We start from the raw sequence: 19,056 nt of genomic DNA, 5'->3' as shown, positions 1-19,056 counted from the left end.
CGAACATGGCCGAGCACGGCGCACCGTACGACCACGCCGGCCGTTCGCTGGGCGGCAGGCGCTACCAGCTGAAGCGGGAGCTCGGCGCGGGCGGCATGGCCTCCGTCCATCTGGCGCACGACACCTATCTCGACCGCGACGTCGCGGTCAAGACCCTGCACAGTGAGCTCGGCCGGGAGGACTCCTTCCGCGAGCGGTTCCGCCGTGAGGCGCAGGCCGTGGCCCGGCTGTCGCATCCGAACGTCGTGTCCGTGTTCGATACGGGCGAGGAGCGCGGCGCCGACGGTTCGGTGATGCCGTACATCGTGATGGAGTACGTCGAGGGCGAGCCGCTGCGCGACGTGCTGGACGCGGACATCGCGCGGTACGGCGCGATGCCGGCCGACAAGGCGCTGCGCATCACCGCCGACGTACTGGCGGCGCTGGACGCCAGCCACGAGATGGGCCTGGTGCACCGGGACATCAAGCCGGGCAACGTGATGATCGACAAGCGTGGCCAGGTCAAGGTGATGGACTTCGGCATCGCGCGCGCCGTGCAGTCGGGTGTGACGTCGATGACACAGACCGGCATGGTCGTCGGCACCCCCCAGTACCTCTCCCCCGAGCAGGCGCTGGGGCGCGGGGTCGACGCCCGGTCGGACCTGTACTCGGTGGGCATCATGCTCTTCGAGCTGCTCACCGGCCGGCTCCCCTTCGACGCGGACTCGCCGCTGGCCATCGCGTACGCCCATGTCCAGGAGACCCCGCCGAACGCCTCCGCCTTCAACCAGGCCGTCCCCCCGGTGGTGGACGCCCTGGTGATGCGGGCGCTGGCCAAGAACCCCAACGAGCGGTTCGCCTCCGCCCAGGACATGCTCGCCGAGGCCCGCCGCGCCGGCGGCCTGACCCCGCCCGGCGCGATGCCCGCGGTGGTCGCCGCCCCGCACCAGCAGGCCGGGTCCGGGGTGGGCTCGGCGGTGTTCCCCCCGGTGAACCCGCAGGCGGGGCCGTACCACTCGCCGCCCCCGGGCGCCCCGCAGGGCTACCAGCCGCTGAGCCAGTACGCGACGGGGGGCTACGGCCACCCGCCGGCGCCGCAGACCCCGCAGCAGGGCGGCTTCCAGACCCCGCCGCCGTACACCATCACCCCGCAGCAGCCGGGCCCGTCCGGCGGCGGGGGCGGCGGCAACCGCAACCTGATGCTGATCGTCACCGCGGCCGTCGTCGCGATCGCCGCCGTGGCCGGGACGATCATCTTCGTCGCACTGGGCGGCGACGACAAAAAGGACAACGGCGGCGACGGCCCCACCCCGACCGCCTCGGCCTCCGTGGAGACGGGCGCGGACGGCGGCAGCAAGCCGGACGGCTACCGGCCGCCGGAGCGCTCGCGCACGATCGACGTGACGAAGTGCACCGAGGCGCGCGAGGACTACGACGACAGCTCGAAGATCAGCCTGCCGGACTTCACGTACAAGGACTGGCACTCGGTCCGCGACTGCATCACGGCGGCGGGCTGGCAGTACACGACCGAGGAGCGCGACGACAACCTCTGGGCGAAGGACACGGTCCTCGACCAGAACATCGACCCGTTCGACGGCTTCGACCCGAAGTCGGACAAGATCAAGCTGGTCCTGGCGACGGGCTACCCGCAGCAGTAGTCCCCGGGCATGCGGAAGGGGCGGCCTCCCTGGGGGCCGCCCCTTCCGCATGCCGTCTAGAGATACGGACCGGACCGCGCCCCGCCCGACTGCTGCGGGCCGAAGTCCTCGTCGGAGCCTCCGGCGCCCGGCGGCAGCGCGCGGCGCATCTGCTCCAGCTGGGCGCGGGCCGCCATCTGCTGGGCGAAGAGGGTCGTCTGGATGCCGTGGAAGAGGCCCTCGAGCCAGCCCACCAGCTGCGCCTGCGCGATCCGCAGCTCCGCCTCGCTGGGCACGGCCTCGTCGGTGAACGGCAGCGACAGCCGCTCCAGCTCGTCGATCAGATCGGGCGCCAGCCCGTCCTCCAGCTCCTTCACCGAGCTGGCGTGGATCTCCTTCAGCCGGACCCGGCTCGCCTCGTCCAGAGGTGCGGCGCGGACCTCCTCCAGCAGCTGCTTGATCATGCTCCCGATCCGCATGACCTTCGCCGGCTGCTCGACCATCTCCGTCACCGGGATCTCGCGGGGCTCGTCGTCACCGCCCTCGTCGCCCTTGCGGGCGCCTCCTCCGATGGCCATACCGTCCGGTCCGACGACCAGGATGTGCGGTTTGTCCTGCGACTGCTCGTGGCTCGGGGTAGTCATACGTCCCATTGTCCAGCACGGGCACCCGCGCGGGGCCGTACCCCCGTACCGGCGGACAGGAACGCCGGTACGGGGGTACGGTCGGTCAGGCCTCCGCCCGCCGGGCGATCCCGGGGCGCGACCGGGTGACCAGCGCGGCCAGCAGCCCCGCCCCCAGCGGGACGGCGACGAGCAGCAGCGCGAGGGTGTCCCACGGCACCACGATCGCCGCGTCGGGGCGCCGCATGAACTGTCCCTCCGCCAGCATCCGGCGGTACTGGGCGAGCTGGATCCGCTCGTCGGCCAGCATCAGCCCGATCGCCGGCAGCACCCCCGCGAGGGAGCCGAGCACCACGCCCATCGCCGCGACCACCGCGCACTGCAGCCCCGACAGGGTGCGCCGCACCCGGGGTGCCGCGCCGACGGCGGCCAGGGTCCGCAGATCGGCCTCGGCGTCGGCCTGCGCCAGCCCGGTGGCGATGCCGGCGGCGCCGACGGTCACCAGGGCGGCGAAGCCGAGCAGCCCGTACTGGACGAAGCCACGCTCGGGGACGAAGCCCCGCTCGATGTAGAAGTCGCTCTCCGCGCCGAGGTCGGCGACCTCCTTGTCGAACGCCTGCCGCTCGCGGCTGTCGGGGGCCCGTTCGGTGGTGAAGTACGAGCCGAACGGCCGCGTCGCCAGCCCCGCCTTCTGCACGGCCGCCGGGGGTACGACCACGCCGAGCCACTGTCCGGCCTTCGCGTCGCTGCGGTGGGCGGGGATCGAGGCGATCGCCCTGGGCCGCTGGGTCGCCTCGTCCCAGACGCCGACGCCGATCCGGCCGTCCTCGACGAACCTCGGCCCGAACGCCACCGCCTTCCCCGCCGCGAGCGCCGCCTCGGCCGCCGGATCGTCGATCCCGTAGATCTCCAGCAGGTCCGCGTCCCCGACCACGGCGTCCACGGGGGTGCGGGCCACGTACGAGCTGTAGCCCTCGCAGCGCCAGTCGTCGGTGGCCAGGCGCAGCCGCTCCTTCGCCGGCAGGTCCCGGGCGCGGTCCTCGCTGCCCAGGGGGCACTCGTTGGCCGGGGGGACGACCAGCTGGGTGTCGCCGCGGTCGTCGCCGGTACGGGTGGTGATGACGTCGAAGTCCGCCCGCCGGGCCACCGGCAGCGTGTGCTGGGCGGCGGCGCTCACCGCGTCGCGGTCCATGCCGTTGTCGGCGTACGCGAAGGAGTACATCATCCCGTCCGGCAGCCGCGCCTCGTAGTGCTCCCGCTGCGTCTGCTCGTCACCGGCCGCGAACATGGCCACCGCCACCGTCCCCGCCACCGCCGCCAGCACCGCGGCGACCGCCGGGGCCGTACGGGCCCGGTTGCGCACCGCGTCGCGCAGGGCGAGGCGCGGGGTCAGCGGCAGCCGCCGCCCCAGCCGCCCGAACGCGCCGATGAGCAGCGGCGTCAGCGCCACCACCCCCAGCTCGGCGAGCGCGCTCCCGGCCCCGACCAGCAGATAGCTGTCGCTCCACATGGCCCCCAGCAGCGCCACCGCCGTCCCCAGGGCCACACCCACGGCGCCCAGGACGGGCAGGGTCCGCCCGGTGTGCCGCACCCCCCGGCGGCCGGTGAGCGAGCTGAGCACCGTCTGCCGGGACGCGGTCACCGCGGGCACGATCGCCGCCAGCAGCCCGGTGACCACCGCCAGCGCGGCGATCCCGGCGAGCTCCAGCGGCACCAGCCGCAGCTCCCCGAACCGCTTCCCGACCAGGTCCTCCAGCAGCGGCCTCCCGGCGAGCGTGGCCAGCAGCCCGAGCCCCAGCCCCACCACCGCGGCGGCCAGGCCCAGCACCAGCCCGCCGCCGAGGACGACGGCGCGGATGTGCCGCCGGTCCCCGCCGTTGGCCCCGACCAGCCCCAGCTGGCGGCGCGAACGGCGGGCGCCGACCGCGAAGGCGGGCCCCGCCAGCAGGCAGATCTCCAGCATCGCCAGCCCCGCCACGGTGGCCGCGACGATCAGGAACCCGGTCTCCGCCGAGGTGTCGTTGCTCCGCATCGCCCGGCCCTGGTCCGTCGCGTAGAACGGCACCTCGCCGTCCGGCGGCGGATCCAGCACCACGGAGCGGGACAGCACGGTCAGCCCGCGGGCGTTCAGCCGCTGGACCTGGTCCCAGCCGATGCCGCCGGGCACGGAGACGAGATACGACGTGAGGGTGCTCTCCCGCTGGTCGTCGCCCTTGAAGGCGCCGGGCAGGCCCAGCAGTTCGGTGGTCCGCAGACTGCCCGGCAGCTCGTACGCGGCCGTGATCCGGTACGGCCGCGCGGCGCCGCGCAGGGTGACCTCCGAGCCGACGTGCAGGCCGCTCTCGTCCAGAAAGAACTGGGTGGCCGCCACCTCGTGCGGCTCGCGCGGGAGGTCGCCGCGGAGCTTCGTCACGATGCCCTCGGCCAGCGGGGACCTGGCGTCCAGGGCGCGCAGCTGGGTGTGGAGAATGCCGTACTCGGTGCGTGCCCGGCCGTAGGTGCTCTCCGTCTTCAGCACGGTGGCCCCCGCGGGCACCAGCGCCGCCGGGTCGGGGACGGCCGGCGGCCCCTCGTCGGACACCCGGGCCTCGGGGTCGACGGGCGCGAAGTTCCCGTCGCGGGGGTCGGGCGCCTGGAGAAGGGGTTGGCCGCTGGACCAGGTGCCGTCGAGCCGGGCGTCCGCCGCACCGATGTCGCGGTTCAGGCCCTGTTCGGTGGACAGCTGGCTGGAGCGGACCGTGATGTCGACGGCGCCCACCCCGACGATCGGCAGCGCGATCATGGACAGGACGAGCAGGGAACGGCCCTTGTTGCGCAGGGCGTCGCGCCGGGCGATGCGCAGCGAGACGCGCCAGCCGCGCAGCCACGCGTTCACCGGGCCCCCTCGCCCGCCAGCAGCTCCTCGGCACCGGTGCGCAGGGTCTGGTCGACGACCGAGCCGTCGCGCAGGAACACCACCCGGTCCGCCCAGGCCGCGAACCGCGGCTCGTGCGTGACCAGCACCCCGGCCGCGCCCGCGTCGCACCGGCTCCGCAGCAGCCCCAGCACCGCCTCCCCCGTCTCGGAGTCCAGCGCGCCGGTCGGCTCGTCCGCCAGCACCAGCCGCCGGTCGCCGACCAGGGCGCGGGCGATGGCCACGCGCTGCTGCTGGCCGCCGGACATCTCGTCCGGGAAGCGGTCGGCGAGGTCGGCCAGCCCCATCTCCGCCAGCGCCGCCAGGGCCTCCTTGCGGGCCCGGCCCGCCCGTACGCCGTCGAGCTCGCGCGGCAGGGCGATGTTCTCGGCGGCGGTGAGGGCGGGGATCAGGTTGTAGTCCTGGAAGACGTAGCCGATGGAGCGCCGGCGCAGGGCGGCGAGCTGTGACCGGCTCGCGGCCGTGATGTCGGTGCCCTCCACGATCACCTGGCCGGACGTCGGGTGGTCCAGGCCCCCGGCCAGGGTGAGCAGCGTGGACTTGCCGGAGCCGGACGGGCCCATGACGGCGACGAGCTCGCCGGCGCGGACGTCGAGGTCGATGCCGCGCAGGGCGTGCACCTCCGCGGCTCCGGTGCCGTGGACGCGGGTGAGGGCTTTGAGCTGGAGTACGGCTTGCACGGGTCCCCCCGGGGTGGTCGTGGTCATCGGGTGGTGCGTTCGCGGGGCTTGTGCGCCGGCTGCGCTGTCTTCGCTGTCTTCGCGCGGTGCGCGAAGCGGATCAGGCGGGATTCGGAGTGGTCGAGCCAGCGGGCCTCGGACTCGGCCTGGAAGATCAGCTGTTCCAGTACGAGGAGCCAGGCCACCGCGTCGCTTCCCGCGTCCGGGCGCTCGGCGGCCGTCAGGGCCTCGGCCTTGAGGCGGGTGTAGTCCTGCATCGCCTTGAGGGTGTGGTGACGCTGGCGCTGGATGACGTCGCGGATGTCGACGTCCGGGGCGCCGATGGCCATGGCCAGCTTGATCGCCAGCTCGTCGCGGGCGGGGCGCTCGCGGTCGACGGGGGTGGCGTACCAGGAGCGGAGCTCGGCGCGGCCCTCGGCGGTGATGGCGTACAGGGGGTGGCCGGAGTCGTCCTCACCGTCCGGGGTGACGTAGCCGTCGCGTTCGAGGCGGCTGAGGGTCGTGTAGACCTGGCCGACGTTCAGGGGCCAGGTGGCGCCGGTGCGGGCCTCGAACTCGGCGCGGAGCTGGTTTCCGTAGCGGGGGCCGGGTTCGAGGAGGGCGAGGAGGCCGTGGCGGATCGACATACTCAGTATGTATACCGAGTATGGCCGTGGGGGCAAGTGTCGGTTTTCGGGTGGCCACCCGATTGGCTGTGGTCGGAATGCCTCATTTGCCGGGTTGTGTGACGCTCGTTTTGTCACTCCGGCGTTTCCCGGAACGGGAAGGGGCAGGGCCGTGGTTCACGCAATCCGTCTGCGGTTTGCCTCCGGCTTGCTGGCGGTTGTGGCGTACGTCGGTGGGGGCGCGACGGAGGCCCGTGCGGAGGCTTCGCCGCCTCCGGGGTTGGCGGGGAGCGCTGCGGGGGAGGGTTTGGAGCATCCCGGTCGGAGTTGTGAGGCGTCTGCTTTTCCGCCCCCCGATCGGCGCTGCGCGCCTCGTCCTCAAACGCCGGACGGGCTGGAGGTGGGGACTCCCGCCGAAGGGACGGCATCGGGTGGGCCGGAGGTCCGGACTCCCGCACCGGACGGGCCGGGTACGCGGACTCCGGCAGGCGAGGGTTCCGCGACCCGGCCCGGAAGCGAGCGGTCCCCCTCCGCGTCGCCGAGCCGCGGGCCGGTGTCTCCGGGGGCGCCGCCCGGGACCGCATCGCCGCGTGAGCCGGCGGAGCCGCACGCCGTGAAGCCGCGGAAGCCAGCCGCCCCCGCCCCCGGCAAGAAGCGCCCCCCGCACCGCCGGCCCGTACCGCATCACCAGCCGCAGCCCTACGAGCAGGCCGCGCCGCAGCGGCCGCCGCAGACCGCGCCGTCGCATTCGCTGACCTATGTGCTCGACGTCGAGGAGCCGCGGCGGGCCGAGGCCGCGCGGACGGCCGTGGCCCATCGCGTGCTGCCGTTCGGGACGGGGCTGACGCTGATGGGGCTGGGTCTGGGGTACATCGGGCTGCGGCTGCGGCGGCGGGTTTAGGAGCCCGCCGCCGGTCCCCCGCGAGGGCTACCCGAGCAGAAGCACCTTCCCCACGTGCACCCCCGCCTCGATCACCCGGTGGGCCTCCTCCGCCTCGTGCATCGGGATCGCGCGGTCGACCACCGGGCGGATGCGGCCGGACTCCAGCAGGGGCCAGACGTGCTCCCGTACGGCCGAGACGATCGCCGCCTTCTCGCCCTCCGGACGCGCCCGCAGGGTGGTGGCGGTGATCGCGCCGCGCTTGGCCATCAGGGCGCCCAGGTTGAGCTCGCCCTTCACGCCGCCCTGCATGCCGATCACGGCGATCCGGCCGTTCACGGCGAGGGCCTTCACGTTCTGCTTCAGATACTTCGCGCCGATGATGTCGAGGATCACGTCCGCGCCCGCGCCGTCCGTGGCCTTGTGCAGCTCGGCGACGAAGTCCTGCTCGCGGTAGTCGATGAGGATGTCCGCGCCCAGCTCCCGGCAGCGCTCCAGCTTCGCCGGGCCGCCCGCGGTGACCGCGACCCGGGCGCCGACGGCCTTCGCCAGCTGGATCGCCATGGTGCCGATGCCGCTCGCGCCGCCGTGGATCAGCAGCGTCTCGCCCGGCCGCAGGTGCGCGATCATGAACACGTTGGACCAGACGGTGCAGGTGACCTCCGGCAGCGCGGCCGCGGTGACCAGGTCGATGCCCTGCGGGACGGGCAGGAGCTGCCCCGCCGGTACGGCGACCTTCTGCGCGTAACCGCCGCCCGTGAGCAGCGCGCACACCTCCTGGCCGATCTCCCACCCGGTGGTGCCCTCGCCGAGTGCGGAGATCCGCCCCGACACCTCGAGGCCCGGGTACGGGGAGCTGCCGGGCGGCGGGTCGTAGAAGCCCTGGCGCTGGAGGATGTCCGCGCGGTTCACGGCGCTCGCTGCCACGTCGACGAGAACCTCGCCGGGTGCGGGGACAGGGTCGGGTACCTCGGCCCAGACCAGGGCCTCGGGCCCGCCCGGGGCGGGGATCGTCAGTGCGTACATGGCACGGACGTTACTCCGGACGGGCGCCCTCCGGTGCGCCGCCCTGCGGACCGCCGGGATACGGGACGGAGCTGCGCCGGATGGTGATGAGCCGGTCCTCCGCCTCGATGCGCCCGGCCTCCGCCGCGTCGTACCCGAGCAGCCGGTGCCCGCGCAGCACCGCGACCACCAGATCCTCCGTCTCGCGCGGGGAGCGGCCGACGTCGGCGCGGGTCGCGGGGCGCTCGATCAGGTCCAGCCCGGAGCCCTGCACGATCAGGTCCTCCATCACCATGCCCGCGCTGGGCGACAGCACCGACAGCCCGAGCAGCCGGCCGGCCGCGGACGACGACGTGATCACGGCGTCGGCGCCGGACTGGCGCAGCAGCGGCGCGTTCTCCTCCTCGCGCACCGCGGCGACGACGTGCGCGCCGGTGTTCAGCTGGCGGACGGTGAGGATGACCAGGACGGCCGTGTCGTCGCGCTGGGTGGCGACGATGATCTGCTTGGCCCGCGCGGCCTCCGCCCGGATCAGCACCTCGCTGCGCGTGGCGTCGCCGATGACGCCGGCGAAGCCGTCGGCGTTGGCGGCGGAGATGGCCTTCTGGGTGTTGTCGATGACCACGACCTTGTCCTTGGCCAGCCCCTTGGCGACCAGGGTCTGCAGGGCGGAGCGGCCCTTGGTGCCGTAGCCGACGACGACGGTGTGGTCGCGCAAGGCGGTCCTCCAGCGTTCGATCTTCCACTGGTCGCGGGTGTGCTTCGTCAGCACCTCCAGCGTGGTGCCGACCAGGATGATCAGGAACAGCACCCGCAGCGGGGTGATGATCAGGATGGTCGTCAGCCGGGTGCCGGGAGTGTCCGGTACGACGTCGCCGTAGCCGGTGGTGGAGAGCGACACGGTGGAGTAGTAGAGGGCGTCCAGGAAGGAGACGTCCTCGCCGGCGTTGTCGTGGTAGCCCTCGCGGGACACGTACACGATCAGCGTCGACAGCAGCAGCACGACGAGGGCGGCGAGCAGCCGGGCGCCGACCTGGCGCAGGGGGCCCTTCAGATGCGTCGGCAGGAAGACCCGGTCCCGCGCCTCCGCCTCCTGCGGGCTGTCCGGTCCCCTCACCCCGTCCCGCCCCAGGGCAGGGGCAGCAGGGCGACGGCGTCGCCGGCGCGGGCGCCGCCGGGCGGGACGACGGCCAGGGCGTGGGCGGCGGCCAGACCGCGCAGCATGGCGGGGCCCGTGAAGTGCAGCGGGCGGGCGGCGCCGGGGCGGCGGCGGTCGCGGACGACGGGGATGACGCGGGTGTCCGTGGGGTGGCCGGTGACGTCCTCCGTCAGGGCGGCCGTGGGGTCCTCGGCGGCGGGGGTGCCGCGCAGGGCGCTCAGCAGGGGGCCGGCGAGGGTCATGAGGCCCGTGACGGCGGCGAGGGGATTGCCGGGGAGGCCCGTGACATGGGCGCCGTTGGGGAGGCGGGCCAGGAGCATGGGGTGGCCGGGGCGGACGCGGACGCCGTCGACCAGGAGGTCGGCCTTGAGCCGGGCCAGGACGCCGTGGACGTGGTCGACGGGGCCGGCGGCGGTGCCTCCGGTGGTGACGATCAGCTGGGCGGTGCTGGAGCCGACGGCCTCGTACAGCAGCTCGGCGTCGTCCCCGAGGCGCCGGGTGACGAACGCGTCGGCGCCCATCGCCTGCAGCCAGGGGGCGAGCATCGGGCCCAGGGCGTCGCGGATGCGGCCGTCGGCGGGCAGCCCGCGGTGCAGCAGCTCCTGGCCGAGGACGAGGACCTCGACGCGGGGGCGGGGGATCACGCTCAGCTCGTCGTACCCGGCGGCGGCGGCCAGGCCCACCACGGCCGGGGTGATCTCGGCGCCGGCCGGCAGCAGCGGCGTACCGGAGCGGCACTCCTGGCCGCGGGGGCGGATGTCCTGGCCGGTACGGACCGCGCGGGCGTCGCGGGTGAGCAGGGTGCCGTCGGGGCGGAGCTCGGCGTGCTCGGTGCGGACGACGGCGGTGGCGCCCGGGGGGATGCGGGCGCCGGTGGCGATACGGACCGCGGTGCCGTCGGCCAGGGGCCGGGCGGCGCGGTCTCCGGCGAGGAGGCCCTGGCCGGAGGCGAGGCGCCAGGGGCCGGGGCCCGTCACCGCGTAGCCGTCCATCGCGGAGGTGTCGAAGGGCGGGAGGTCGGCGAGGGCCTCGAGGGGGGCCGCCAGCACCTCGCCGACGGCCTGCGCGAGGGGGCGCGGGCGGGGGGCGGCGGGGCGGGCGGCGCGGGCTGCGGCGCGGCGGGCGTCGGGCCAGGGGGTGCCGTGGGGGCGGTGCCTGGGGCGGGGGGCGGGGGCGCGCTCGTCGAGGGTGAAGGCGTCGCCGTAGTCCTCGGGATCCTGGGCGCGCTGGGGTGCGACGTGGGCGTTGCCCAGGGAGAGCGCCTCGTCGAACTCGTCGCGCTCGACGGCGCCGCGCCGGGGCGTCATCCGGCGCCCCCCTCCTCCTTGTTCTCCTCCTCCCAGCGCGCCGCGAGCGCCACGCACGTGCGCGCGGCCTCCGCGACGGCCTCGGGGCCGCCGCCGGCCTGCGCGGCGGCGTAGCCGGCGAGGAACGTCGTGAGCGGCGCGGCGGGGCGGGCCACCGCGTGGGCGGCGTCCCGGGCCAGGTCGAGGAGGACCTGGGTGTCCACGTCGAGCTCGATGCCGAGTTCGTTCTTCACCGCTGTCAGCCATTCGTCCAGCACGGTCCCACTCTCCCTGATCCTCGCTCGGGCGACAGCGAGATCTTCCCAGGTGTCGCAGTCGAACGCACTTGCCCCGGCAGGAATACGTGCGAGCCGGAGCCCTTTCGTGAGCAGCCGCAACGGCAGGCCCGCCGGCCCGCCGTGCTCGTCGGTGAGCCGGCGCAGTCCGGCGCGCAGCGCCGCGGTGCGGTACGCGGCGACCAGCGGCTGGTCGCGGCCGTCCGCCCCGACGGCCATGGCGCCGTCGGCGTCGCCTGTTTCGTCGATGAGCGCCTGTACGGTCCCGGCCCCCAGGAACGGCAGGTCGCCGGAGAGCACCACGACGGTGTCCGCCGTCACCCGCGCCAGCCCCGCGGCCAGCGCCGCGACGGGTCCGCCGCCGGGGGGCTCCTCCCGGGCCCAGGCGACGCGGGCGTCCAGCTCCGGGCGGTGGGGGCCGACGACGACGACCGTCCCGGCGCTGCGGCAGGCGTCGACCACGCGGGCGACCAGGGCCCGCCCGCCGACCCGCAGCCCGGGTTTGTCGGCGCCGCCCAGGCGGCGGGCGGCGCCTCCGGCGAGCACGATCGCGTCGTACGACATGCGGCCCAGTATGGGGCGCCCTTGGTCGGGTACCGTCGATGGCATGGTTATCGGCTCTCCTGTCCCCACTGTCCGCGTCGACGAGCTCACCGACGGCGACTTCCTGCTGGACGTCCGGGAGGACGACGAGTGGCAGGCGGGTCACGCGCCCGGGGCGGTGCACGTCCCGATGAGCGAGTTCACCGCGCGCTACGGCGAGGTCCTGGACGCGGCGCCGCAGGACGGGCGGATCAACGTGATCTGCCGCTCCGGCGGCCGGTCGGCGCAGGTCGCGATGTATCTGGGCCAGCAGGGCGTGGACGCGGTCAACGTGGCCGGCGGCATGGAGAAGTGGGAGGCCACGGGCCGCCCGGTCGTGGACGACAAGGGCAGCCCGGGCTCCGTCCTGTGAGGCGCTAGCGGTCGAAGTCCAGCTCCACCCGCTCCGTCACCGGATGCGACTGGCAGGCCAGCACGTACCCCGCCTCCAGCTCGTCCGGCTCCAGCGCGAAGTTGCGGTCCATCCGCACCTCGCCCTCGACGAGGAACGCCCGGCACGTCCCGCACACCCCGCCCTTGCAGGCGTACGGGGCGTCCGCCCGGTTGCGCAGCACCGTCTCCAGCAGCGTCTCGCCCTGCCGCACGGCCCAGCTCCCGGAGCGCCCGCCGAGCCGCGCGGTGACGGCCGCCCGGTCGGGGGCGGTGGCCGCCGGGACGGGCGGCGCGGTGCCGTCGTCCACGTGGAATATCTCCTCGTGGATCCGGCCCCGCCGGACCCCGGCCGTGCGCAGCGCCCGCTCGGCGCACTGGACGAGCCCGTACGGACCGCACAGGAACCAGCCGGCGACGTCCGCGACCGGCACCAGCGCGGGCAGCAGCGCCGCCAGCCGCTCCTCGTCCAGCCGCCCGGACTCCAGACCGGCCTCCGTCTGCTCGCGCGAGAGCGTCTGCACCAGATGGAAGCGGTCGGGCCAGCGGTCCTTCAGATCGGCGACCTCCTCCAGGAACATCGTCGACAGGGCCGTGCGGTCGCTGCGTATCAGACAGAACCGCGCGCTCTCGTCCCCCGCCAGCAGCGTCGCCGCGATCGACAGCACCGGCGTGATCCCGCTGCCGCCGACGACCGCCGCCCAGTACCCGCCGCCCCGCGGCTCCTCCCGCAGCCCGAACCGTCCGGCCGGCGTCATGACCTCGAGCGTGTCACCCGCCTTCAGCTCCCGGTTGACGTACGCGGAGAACTCCCCGCCCGTCACCTCCCGCACGCCCACGGTCAGCTCCGCGGGGTCCGCCGTCTGCGGGGTGCAGATGGAGTACGTCCGGCGCGCCCCGCCGTTCCCCCCGGGCCGGCGGACGGCCAGATGCTGCCCGGCGCGAAAGCGGTACGCCTCCCGCAGCGCCGGCGGCACGGTGAACGTGACGGCGACGGAGTCCTCCGTCAGCGGTGTCACCCGGGCGACGCGCAGGGCGTGGAAGGCGGCGCGCCGCCGGGTGGCCTCGGGCGCGGGCGCGGTCACGTCAGCTCCTTGAAGTGGTCGAACGGCTCCCGGCAGCTCTCGCAGCGGCGCAGGGCCTTGCAGGCGGTGGCGGAGAAGCGGGACAGCAGCGTGGTGTCCGCGGAGCCGCAGTGCGGGCAGCGCACGGGCTCGGCGTCCGCCGTGCGCGTCGGCCCGAGCACGAGCGGCACGGGCCCCTCCGTCCGGACCGTGCGCGGCGGCGCTATGCCGAACTCCCGCAGCTTGCGCCGTCCCTCCGCCGTGATGTCGTTCGTCGTCCAGGCCGGCTCCAGCACCACCCGCACCCGGACGGCCGCGGCGCCGCCCTCCTCGCGCAGGGCGCGCTCTATGTCGGCGGACATCACCTCGATCGCCGGACAGCCGGTGTACGTGGGCGTCAGCTCGACCTCGACCCGGCCCGGCGCGTACTCGTGCACCCCGCGCACCACGCCCAGCTCGGCGAGGCTGAGCACCGGCAGCTCGGGGTCGGGGACGCGGCCGGCGAGCTCCAGCAGCCGCTCCTCCAGCGGGGTCAGGGTCGTCACCATGTCGCCCCCGGGTGGCTGCGGTACAGATGCTGCATCTCCGCCAGCATCCGCCCGAACGGCTCCGTGTGCAGCCCCTGCCGCCCCGCGCCCGCCGTCCAGGCGCCCGTGCGCGGGCCCTCCGGCAGGGTGAGCGTGGCGCGCTCCACGACCTCCGTGACCCGCTCCAGCCAGACGCTCTCCAGCCCGGCCCAGTCCAGGTCGAGGCCCTCGACGGGCTGGAACATCTCGCCGGTGAAGCGCCACAGCTCAGCCAGCCCGCGCTGCATCCGCGCGTGCGACTCCGCGGTGCCGTCACCGAGCCGCAGCGTCCAGTGCTCGGCGTGGTCGCGGTGGTACGCGACCTCCTTCACGGCCTTGCCCGCGAGCGGGCGGAACGGTCCGTCGCCGGCGGCCAGCCGCTCGTACAGCAGCTCCTGGAAGCCGGAGAAGTACAGCTGCCGGGCGATGGTGTGCGCGAAGTCGCCGTTCGGCTGCTCGACGAGCTGCAGATTGCGGAACGCCCGCTCCTCGCGCAGGAACGCCAGCTCGTCCTCGTCGCCCACCATGGACAGCAGCACCCGCGCCTGGCCGAGGAGGTCCAGCGCGATGTTCGCCAGCGCCACCTCCTCCTCCAGCGCCGGGGCGTGCCCGGCCCACTCGCCGAGCCGGTGGGAGAGGATCAGCGCGTCGTCGCCGAGGGCCAGGGCCGCGGACGTCACAGTCCCTTCACCCCGTCCGGCAGGTCGTAGAACGTGGGATGCCGGTACGCCTTGTCGGCCGCCGGCTCGAAGAACGGGTCCCGCTCGTCCGGCGACGACGCCGTGATCTGCGCGGACGGCACGACCCACACCGAGACGCCCTCCTGGCGCCGGGTGTACAGATCGCGCGCGTTGCGCAGGGCGAGCGCCGCGTCCGGGGCGTGCAGCGACCCGGCGTGGACATGCGACAGGCCGCGCCTGCTGCGTACGAAGACCTCCCACAGGGGCCAGTCCCGGTTCGTCATACCGCCGCCTCTCCGCGCCCGGCGGCGTGCTTCGCGGCGTACGAGGCCGCGGCCTCGCGCACCCACGCGCCGTTCTCGTGTGCCTCGCGCCGCTGGGTCAGGCGCTGGTCGTTGCACGGGCCGTTGCCCGCGAGGACGTCCCAGAACTCCGTCCAGTCGATCGGACCGGAGTCGTAGTGCCCCCGCTCCTCGTTCCACCGGATGTCCGGGTCGGGGAGGGTGAGGCCGAGGATCTCCGCCTGCGGAGCGCTGGCGTCGACGAAGCGCTGGCGCAGCTCGTCGTTGGAGTGCCGCTTGATCTTCCACGCCATGGACTGGGCGGAGTGCGTCGACTCGTCGTCCGGCGGGCCGAACATCATCATCGACGGCCACCACCAGCGGTTCACCGCGTCCTGCGCCATCGCGTGCTGCTCCGGCGTCCCGCGGCTCAGCGTCAGCAGCAGCTCGTACCCCTGGCGCTGGTGGAAGGACTCCTCCTTGCAGATGCGCACCATCGCCCGCGCGTACGGGCCGTACGAGCAGCGGCACAGCGGCACCTGGTTCATGATCGCGGCGCCGTCCACCAGCCAGCCGATCGCGCCGACGTCCGCCCAGGTCAGGGTGGGGTAGTTGAAGATCGACGAGTACTTCTGGCGGCCCGCGTGCAGCTTGTCCAGCAGCTCGTCGCGGCGGACGCCCAGAGTCTCGGCGGCGCTGTAGAGATACAGCCCGTGGCCCGCCTCGTCCTGCACCTTGGCCATCAGGATCGCCTTGCGGCGCAGGGAGGGCGCGCGGGTGATCCAGTTCGACTCGGGCTGCATGCCGATGATCTCGGAGTGGGCGTGCTGCGCTATCTGGCGCACCAGCGTGGCGCGATAGGCGTCCGGCATCCAGTCCCGCGGCTCGATGCGCTCGTCCGCGGCGATGGCACCGTCGAAGATGTCCTGCTCCGCGGCCGCCTCACCGATCGTCGCCGTCATGCGCTCGCCCCTTCGCCGCTGCCGACTGCCCTGACTGGGTTTTCCCATGCCGGTCCGTCCCGACCGACCGACCGATCGTTCGGTTCCATGGTCCGATGCGGCCCGTACCCTGTCAAGGCCAACCCCGCCGGCCCTGTGGACAACCCCGCGGAAGTCCGCCGGGCGGTGCGCCCGGGCGCACCGGCGCGATAGCGTGCCGGGCGGGCCGGGGAAACGACCAGGGGAACGGAAACGGGGCATGGAACCTCAGGAACCGCCCGCCGGGGCCGGACCGGCACCCGGCGCGGACGAGACACCGCCGGACGACGGCGGGCCCGCGCGGCTGTCGCTCGCCTCCCGCATCGTCATATCCGTGACCCTGGCGGCCGTGGCCGTGGCGGCGGCGATACATCTGGGCATGGTGTTCCTGCACGTCGCCCCGCCCAACACGCTGAGCAAGGAGAACGGGGAGCTCGTCCGCGAGTACATCTACCCCGAGTTCGAACAGAACTGGAAGCTCTTCGCCCCGAACCCCCTGCAGACCAACATCGCCGTCGAGGTCCGCGCCCGCGTCACCGACGCGAACGGCACCCGCGAGACCCGGTGGCTGGGCCTGTCCGCCCAGGACGCGGCGGACATCCGCCACAACCCCTTCCCCAGCCACACCCAGCAGAACGAGCTCCGCCGGGCCTGGGAGTTCTTCGTCGACTCCCACACCCAGGAGAACGAGCCGGCCGGCGACCGCGGCCGCTGGTCCAGGACGTATCTCACCCGGGTCGTGATGAACCGCCTGGGCCCCGAGCTCGACGGCGCCCACATCCAGTCCATCCAGCTGCGCGGCGCGTACACCCCCGTCGCCGCCCCCTCCTGGAGCGACGAGAAGACCGACACCCGGACCACGTACCGCACGCTCCCCTGGTGGCGCGTGGTCTCCGACGACCTGCCGCGCGAGGACGTCCGCCGCTGGGAGAGTGCCGGCCAGTGACCACCACCCCCGACCTCACCCCCCGCGCGCTCGCCCGCCGCGTCGAGACGGCCCTGGCCAGGGGCGTCGAGACGGTCACCACCCGGTCCCTGGGCCCGTACCAGACAGCGGTCGTGCGCATCGGCTTCGCGCTCACCTGGCTCGGCTTCCTGCTCCGCGAGTTCCCGCACCGCCGTGAGCTGTACGGGCCGGACTCGCCGTGGAGCCTGGACCTCGCGCGGGAGCAGACGGCGCTGCACGACCCGTTCTCGCTGCTGCTGTGGTCGAGCGACACCGTCTGGTTCGAGGTCGTGTACGCGCTGGCCCTGCTGTCCGCCCTCGGGCTGCTGCTGGGGTGGCGGACGCGGACGATGTCGGTGCTGTTCATGCTGGGCGTGTTCTCGCTGATGAACCGCAGCGTGTTCATGGGCGACGGCGGGGACAACGTCATCCATCTGATGTCCGGCTATCTGGTCCTCACCCGCTGCGGGCAGGTGTGGTCGCTGGACGCCCGCCGCCGGCGGCGCGGGGCAAAGGACGACTTCGACCTGGCCGGGGTGTGGCTGTGGGGGGTGCTGGGGTTCTTCCTGCTGCTGTTCAGCGTGCTGGGGAAGCTGGCCTGGTTCTGGACGCTCGGCGTGGTCGACTTCGTGCCCGGCTGGGGCTTCGCGCTGTGGGGGATCTGGCTGTTCCACGGCGCCTGGTGGCTGTGCGGACGCCGGTATCCGGGCGAGCCGCGGGCGGTGCTGGACGCGCTGGCGAACATCGTGCACAACGCGGGCCTGCTGATCATCATGGCCGAGGTCTGCTTCATCTACGCGACGGCCGGCTGGTACAAGGTCAGCGGCTCGCGCTGGCAGGACGGCACGGCGCCGTACTACCCGCTGCACCTGGACTACTTCACGCCCTGGCCCGCGCTGGCCGACCTCTTCACCGGCAGCGGCACGATGGTCATGATCATCGCGTACGGCACGGTGTTCGTGCAGGTGGCGTTCCCCTTCACGGTCTTCAACCGGCGGCTGAAGAACGTCCTCCTCGGGCTGATGATCCTCGAGCACCTGAGCATCGCCGTGCTGCTGGGCCTGCCGTTCTTCTCCCTCGCGATGATCTCGGCGGACGCCGTGTTCCTGCCGACGGCGTTCCTGGTCTGGTCCGGGGCACGGGTCGCGGGAGCGGGGCGGCGGGTGACCTCGCGGGTACGCAAGGAGGACCCGTATCCGTACGAGGACACCGCCGTCCCCCACCCCCGCGACGAGGCCCAGGAGGACGTCCGCTCGTCGTGAGCCGGAAGATGGACCCATGCCCCTCCAATCCGCCACCGCGTCCTGGCGTGCCCTGACCCGGCGCGCCGACGACGCCCCCGTGCTCCTCGACGGCTTCCACGCCCTCAAGCACGCCCTGCGCTTCGGCGCCGACATCCCCCTCGCCCTCACCACCGACCGCCCCCGCACCCTCGCCCTCGCCGCCGAACTGGCGCCGGACCTGACCCCCGTCCTCCCCGCCCTCCTCACCGAGGTCACCCCGGACGAGCTGCGCGCCCTCGTCCCCCGCCCGCACCCCACCGAGGTCGCCGCCCTCGCCGCCCGCCCGTCCCGTACGGCCAACCTCGCCGCCCTGCGCACCCGCCTCGCACCGGTGATCGTCCTGGAGGACCCCCGCAACCTCGGCAACATCGGCGCCGTCATCCGCCTCGCGGCCGGCTTCGGCGCCGCCGGCGTCATCACCACCGGCCCCGCCGACCCCTGGCACCCGGGCGCGGTCCGCGGCGCGGCGGGCCTGCACTACGCCACCGCCGTCGAACGCCTCCCCCTGGCCGGCCTCCCGCCCGGCCCCCTGTACGCCCTGGACCCCGAGGGCGACGACATCCGCGGCGTCGGGCTGCCGGACGACGCGCTGCTGGCCTTCGGTACGGAACGCCACGGCCTCTCCCCCGGGCTGCGCGCCCGCGCCGACCGCCTCCTCGCCCTCCCGATGCGCCCCCAGGTCTCCAGCTACAACCTCGCGACCAGCGTCGCGATGACCCTCTTCCACTGGGGCGGGCCGGCTGTCAGTGGTCCCTCCTAGGCTGTGGAGGGTGACAAGCAGACCCACCCCCGAGCAGCGGCTGCGGGACCTCGCGGTGCTGCGCCGGGTGCGTGACCGGATCGACCGGGAGTACGCCCGGCCGCTCGACGTGGCCGCGCTCGCCCGCGGGGCGCACATGTCGGCGGGGCACCTGAGCCGGGAGTTCAAGGAGGCGTACGGGGAGTCGCCGTACGGCTATCTGATGACGCGGCGGATCGAGCGCGCGACGGCGCTGCTGCGGCGCGGGGACCTCAGCGTCACGGAGGTGTGCCTGGCGGTGGGCTGCTCGTCGCTGGGGACGTTCACGACGCGGTTCACGGAGCTGGTGGGGATGCCGCCGGGGGCGTACCGGCGGCAGGCCCAGGGAGGTGCGGCGGGGATGCCGGCGTGTGTGGAGAAGCAGGTCACGCGGCCCGTACGGAAACGGGGCGCGCGTTCCCCGGCCCACCGCTAGCGTGCG

At 74.1% G+C, this 19,056-nt stretch carries 20 protein-coding genes; 7 read left to right on the top strand and 13 right to left on the bottom strand.

From position 1 onward, the window contains the following. The first annotated feature begins 5 nt into the window (after window positions 1-5). Window positions 6-1,637: a protein kinase domain-containing protein gene (locus SRB5_RS14445; RefSeq protein WP_153452343.1), complete on the top strand. Its 1,632-nt coding sequence runs from the start codon at window positions 6-8 to the stop codon at window positions 1,635-1,637. Window positions 1,638-1,693: 56 nt separating this feature from the next. Here the strand turns inward: SRB5_RS14445 and SRB5_RS14440 are convergent, their stop codons facing one another. The 4 genes from SRB5_RS14440 to SRB5_RS14425 all read right to left on the bottom strand — a co-directional run bounded on the left by SRB5_RS14440 (window position 1,694) and on the right by SRB5_RS14425 (window position 6,459). Further along, window positions 1,694-2,260: a bacterial proteasome activator family protein gene (locus SRB5_RS14440; protein WP_153452342.1), complete on the bottom strand. Its 567-nt coding sequence runs from the start codon at window positions 2,258-2,260 to the stop codon at window positions 1,694-1,696. Between the two features lie 85 nt (window positions 2,261-2,345). Further along, a complete protein-coding gene (locus SRB5_RS14435; protein ID WP_323377907.1) occupies window positions 2,346-5,114 on the bottom strand; it encodes an FtsX-like permease family protein in 2,769 nt (922 codons plus the stop codon). Further along, the gene (locus SRB5_RS14430) at window positions 5,111-5,860 is read right to left on the bottom strand and encodes an ABC transporter ATP-binding protein (RefSeq protein ID WP_153452341.1); all 750 of its coding nucleotides are present in this window, start codon (window positions 5,858-5,860) and stop codon (window positions 5,111-5,113) included. Before SRB5_RS14430 ends, SRB5_RS14435 begins: the two co-directional genes overlap by 4 nt. Next, window positions 5,857-6,459, bottom strand: coding sequence for a PadR family transcriptional regulator (locus SRB5_RS14425; RefSeq protein ID WP_153452340.1), 603 nt, complete (start codon window positions 6,457-6,459; stop codon window positions 5,857-5,859). Before SRB5_RS14425 ends, SRB5_RS14430 begins: the two co-directional genes overlap by 4 nt. A 592-nt stretch (window positions 6,460-7,051) precedes the next feature. Between SRB5_RS14425 and SRB5_RS14420 the strand changes: the two genes are divergently transcribed. Further along, window positions 7,052-7,339: a hypothetical protein gene (locus SRB5_RS14420; RefSeq protein WP_153452339.1), complete on the top strand. Its 288-nt coding sequence runs from the start codon at window positions 7,052-7,054 to the stop codon at window positions 7,337-7,339. Window positions 7,340-7,366: 27 nt separating this feature from the next. Here SRB5_RS14420 and SRB5_RS14415 read toward each other — a convergent pair whose 3' ends face one another. From SRB5_RS14415 to SRB5_RS14400, 4 genes are read right to left on the bottom strand one after another with little or no spacing between them, the layout of a single operon-like run. Next, window positions 7,367-8,344 carry an NAD(P)H-quinone oxidoreductase gene (locus tag SRB5_RS14415; protein WP_153452338.1) on the bottom strand — a complete coding sequence of 326 codons (978 nt, stop codon included), beginning with the start codon at window positions 8,342-8,344 and terminating at the stop codon, window positions 7,367-7,369. A 10-nt stretch (window positions 8,345-8,354) separates the two neighbouring features. Further along, window positions 8,355-9,440, bottom strand: coding sequence for a potassium channel family protein (locus tag SRB5_RS14410; protein WP_323377906.1), 1,086 nt, complete (start codon window positions 9,438-9,440; stop codon window positions 8,355-8,357). Beyond that, the gene (locus SRB5_RS14405; RefSeq protein WP_153452337.1) at window positions 9,437-10,789 is read right to left on the bottom strand and encodes a molybdopterin molybdotransferase MoeA; all 1,353 of its coding nucleotides are present in this window, start codon (window positions 10,787-10,789) and stop codon (window positions 9,437-9,439) included. Before SRB5_RS14405 ends, SRB5_RS14410 begins: the two co-directional genes overlap by 4 nt. Next, entirely contained in the window at window positions 10,786-11,628 is an 843-nt protein-coding gene (locus SRB5_RS14400; protein ID WP_323377905.1) for an NTP transferase domain-containing protein, read from the bottom strand. The genes SRB5_RS14405 and SRB5_RS14400 overlap by 4 nt, the downstream gene beginning before the upstream one ends. A 43-nt stretch (window positions 11,629-11,671) precedes the next feature. On the opposite strand from SRB5_RS14400, the gene SRB5_RS14395 reads away from it, so the two are divergent. Next, complete coding sequence (locus SRB5_RS14395) at window positions 11,672-12,019, top strand: rhodanese-like domain-containing protein (protein ID WP_153452335.1); 348 nt, start codon at window positions 11,672-11,674, stop codon at window positions 12,017-12,019. Window positions 12,020-12,023: 4 nt separating this feature from the next. Here SRB5_RS14395 and SRB5_RS14390 read toward each other — a convergent pair whose 3' ends face one another. The 5 genes from SRB5_RS14390 to paaA are packed head-to-tail and all read right to left on the bottom strand — an operon-like array spanning window position 12,024 to window position 15,589. Beyond that, window positions 12,024-13,121, bottom strand: coding sequence for a 2Fe-2S iron-sulfur cluster-binding protein (locus SRB5_RS14390; RefSeq protein WP_323377904.1), 1,098 nt, complete (start codon window positions 13,119-13,121; stop codon window positions 12,024-12,026). Further along, window positions 13,118-13,648 (bottom strand): 1,2-phenylacetyl-CoA epoxidase subunit PaaD, encoded by a 531-nt coding sequence (paaD, locus tag SRB5_RS14385; RefSeq protein WP_153452334.1) that lies wholly within the window; start codon window positions 13,646-13,648, stop codon window positions 13,118-13,120. Before paaD ends, SRB5_RS14390 begins: the two co-directional genes overlap by 4 nt. Continuing rightward, window positions 13,642-14,346, bottom strand: coding sequence for a 1,2-phenylacetyl-CoA epoxidase subunit PaaC (paaC, locus tag SRB5_RS14380; RefSeq protein ID WP_323377903.1), 705 nt, complete (start codon window positions 14,344-14,346; stop codon window positions 13,642-13,644). Before paaC ends, paaD begins: the two co-directional genes overlap by 7 nt. Next, window positions 14,343-14,630: a 1,2-phenylacetyl-CoA epoxidase subunit PaaB gene (gene paaB, locus SRB5_RS14375; RefSeq protein WP_153452333.1), complete on the bottom strand. Its 288-nt coding sequence runs from the start codon at window positions 14,628-14,630 to the stop codon at window positions 14,343-14,345. Before paaB ends, paaC begins: the two co-directional genes overlap by 4 nt. Next, entirely contained in the window at window positions 14,627-15,589 is a 963-nt protein-coding gene (gene paaA / locus SRB5_RS14370; RefSeq protein ID WP_153452332.1) for a 1,2-phenylacetyl-CoA epoxidase subunit PaaA, read from the bottom strand. The genes paaB and paaA overlap by 4 nt, the downstream gene beginning before the upstream one ends. Window positions 15,590-15,827: 238 nt before the next feature. Between paaA and SRB5_RS14365 the strand changes: the two genes are divergently transcribed. From SRB5_RS14365 to SRB5_RS14350, 4 genes are read left to right on the top strand one after another with little or no spacing between them, the layout of a single operon-like run. Next, a complete protein-coding gene (locus SRB5_RS14365; protein WP_228390044.1) occupies window positions 15,828-16,553 on the top strand; it encodes a DUF5819 family protein in 726 nt (241 codons plus the stop codon). After that, a complete protein-coding gene (locus SRB5_RS14360) occupies window positions 16,550-17,815 on the top strand; it encodes an HTTM domain-containing protein (protein WP_194292929.1) in 1,266 nt (421 codons plus the stop codon). The genes SRB5_RS14365 and SRB5_RS14360 overlap by 4 nt, the downstream gene beginning before the upstream one ends. A 16-nt stretch (window positions 17,816-17,831) precedes the next feature. Next, complete coding sequence (locus tag SRB5_RS14355; RefSeq protein ID WP_153452331.1) at window positions 17,832-18,596, top strand: TrmH family RNA methyltransferase; 765 nt, start codon at window positions 17,832-17,834, stop codon at window positions 18,594-18,596. A 10-nt stretch (window positions 18,597-18,606) separates the two neighbouring features. Beyond that, window positions 18,607-19,050 carry a helix-turn-helix transcriptional regulator gene (locus SRB5_RS14350; protein ID WP_323377902.1) on the top strand — a complete coding sequence of 148 codons (444 nt, stop codon included), beginning with the start codon at window positions 18,607-18,609 and terminating at the stop codon, window positions 19,048-19,050. Window positions 19,051-19,056 lie beyond the last annotated feature (6 nt).

The sequence above is a fragment of the Streptomyces smaragdinus genome, assembly GCF_009604385.1.
Taxonomy (GTDB): Bacteria; Actinomycetota; Actinomycetes; order Streptomycetales; family Streptomycetaceae; genus Streptomyces; species Streptomyces smaragdinus.
The sequence above is the reverse complement of the archived record's forward strand: the minus strand, read 5'-3'. Positions and strand labels throughout refer to the sequence as shown.

Coding starts and splice junctions, on each gene's coding strand:
- SRB5_RS14445 (WP_153452343.1), top strand. CDS start 6: ATGGCCGAGCACGGCGCACCGTACGACCACGCCGGCCGTTCGCTGGGC.
- SRB5_RS14440 (WP_153452342.1), bottom strand. CDS start 2,260: ATGACTACCCCGAGCCACGAGCAGTCGCAGGACAAACCGCACATCCTG.
- SRB5_RS14430 (WP_153452341.1), bottom strand. CDS start 5,860: ATGACCACGACCACCCCGGGGGGACCCGTGCAAGCCGTACTCCAGCTC.
- SRB5_RS14425 (WP_153452340.1), bottom strand. CDS start 6,459: ATGTCGATCCGCCACGGCCTCCTCGCCCTCCTCGAACCCGGCCCCCGC.
- SRB5_RS14415 (WP_153452338.1), bottom strand. CDS start 8,344: ATGTACGCACTGACGATCCCCGCCCCGGGCGGGCCCGAGGCCCTGGTC.
- SRB5_RS14405 (WP_153452337.1), bottom strand. CDS start 10,789: ATGACGCCCCGGCGCGGCGCCGTCGAGCGCGACGAGTTCGACGAGGCG.
- SRB5_RS14400 (WP_323377905.1), bottom strand. CDS start 11,628: ATGTCGTACGACGCGATCGTGCTCGCCGGAGGCGCCGCCCGCCGCCTG.
- SRB5_RS14395 (WP_153452335.1), top strand. CDS start 11,672: ATGGTTATCGGCTCTCCTGTCCCCACTGTCCGCGTCGACGAGCTCACC.
- paaD (WP_153452334.1), bottom strand. CDS start 13,648: ATGGTGACGACCCTGACCCCGCTGGAGGAGCGGCTGCTGGAGCTCGCC.
- paaB (WP_153452333.1), bottom strand. CDS start 14,630: ATGACGAACCGGGACTGGCCCCTGTGGGAGGTCTTCGTACGCAGCAGG.
- paaA (WP_153452332.1), bottom strand. CDS start 15,589: ATGACGGCGACGATCGGTGAGGCGGCCGCGGAGCAGGACATCTTCGAC.
- SRB5_RS14365 (WP_228390044.1), top strand. CDS start 15,828: ATGGAACCTCAGGAACCGCCCGCCGGGGCCGGACCGGCACCCGGCGCG.
- SRB5_RS14355 (WP_153452331.1), top strand. CDS start 17,832: ATGCCCCTCCAATCCGCCACCGCGTCCTGGCGTGCCCTGACCCGGCGC.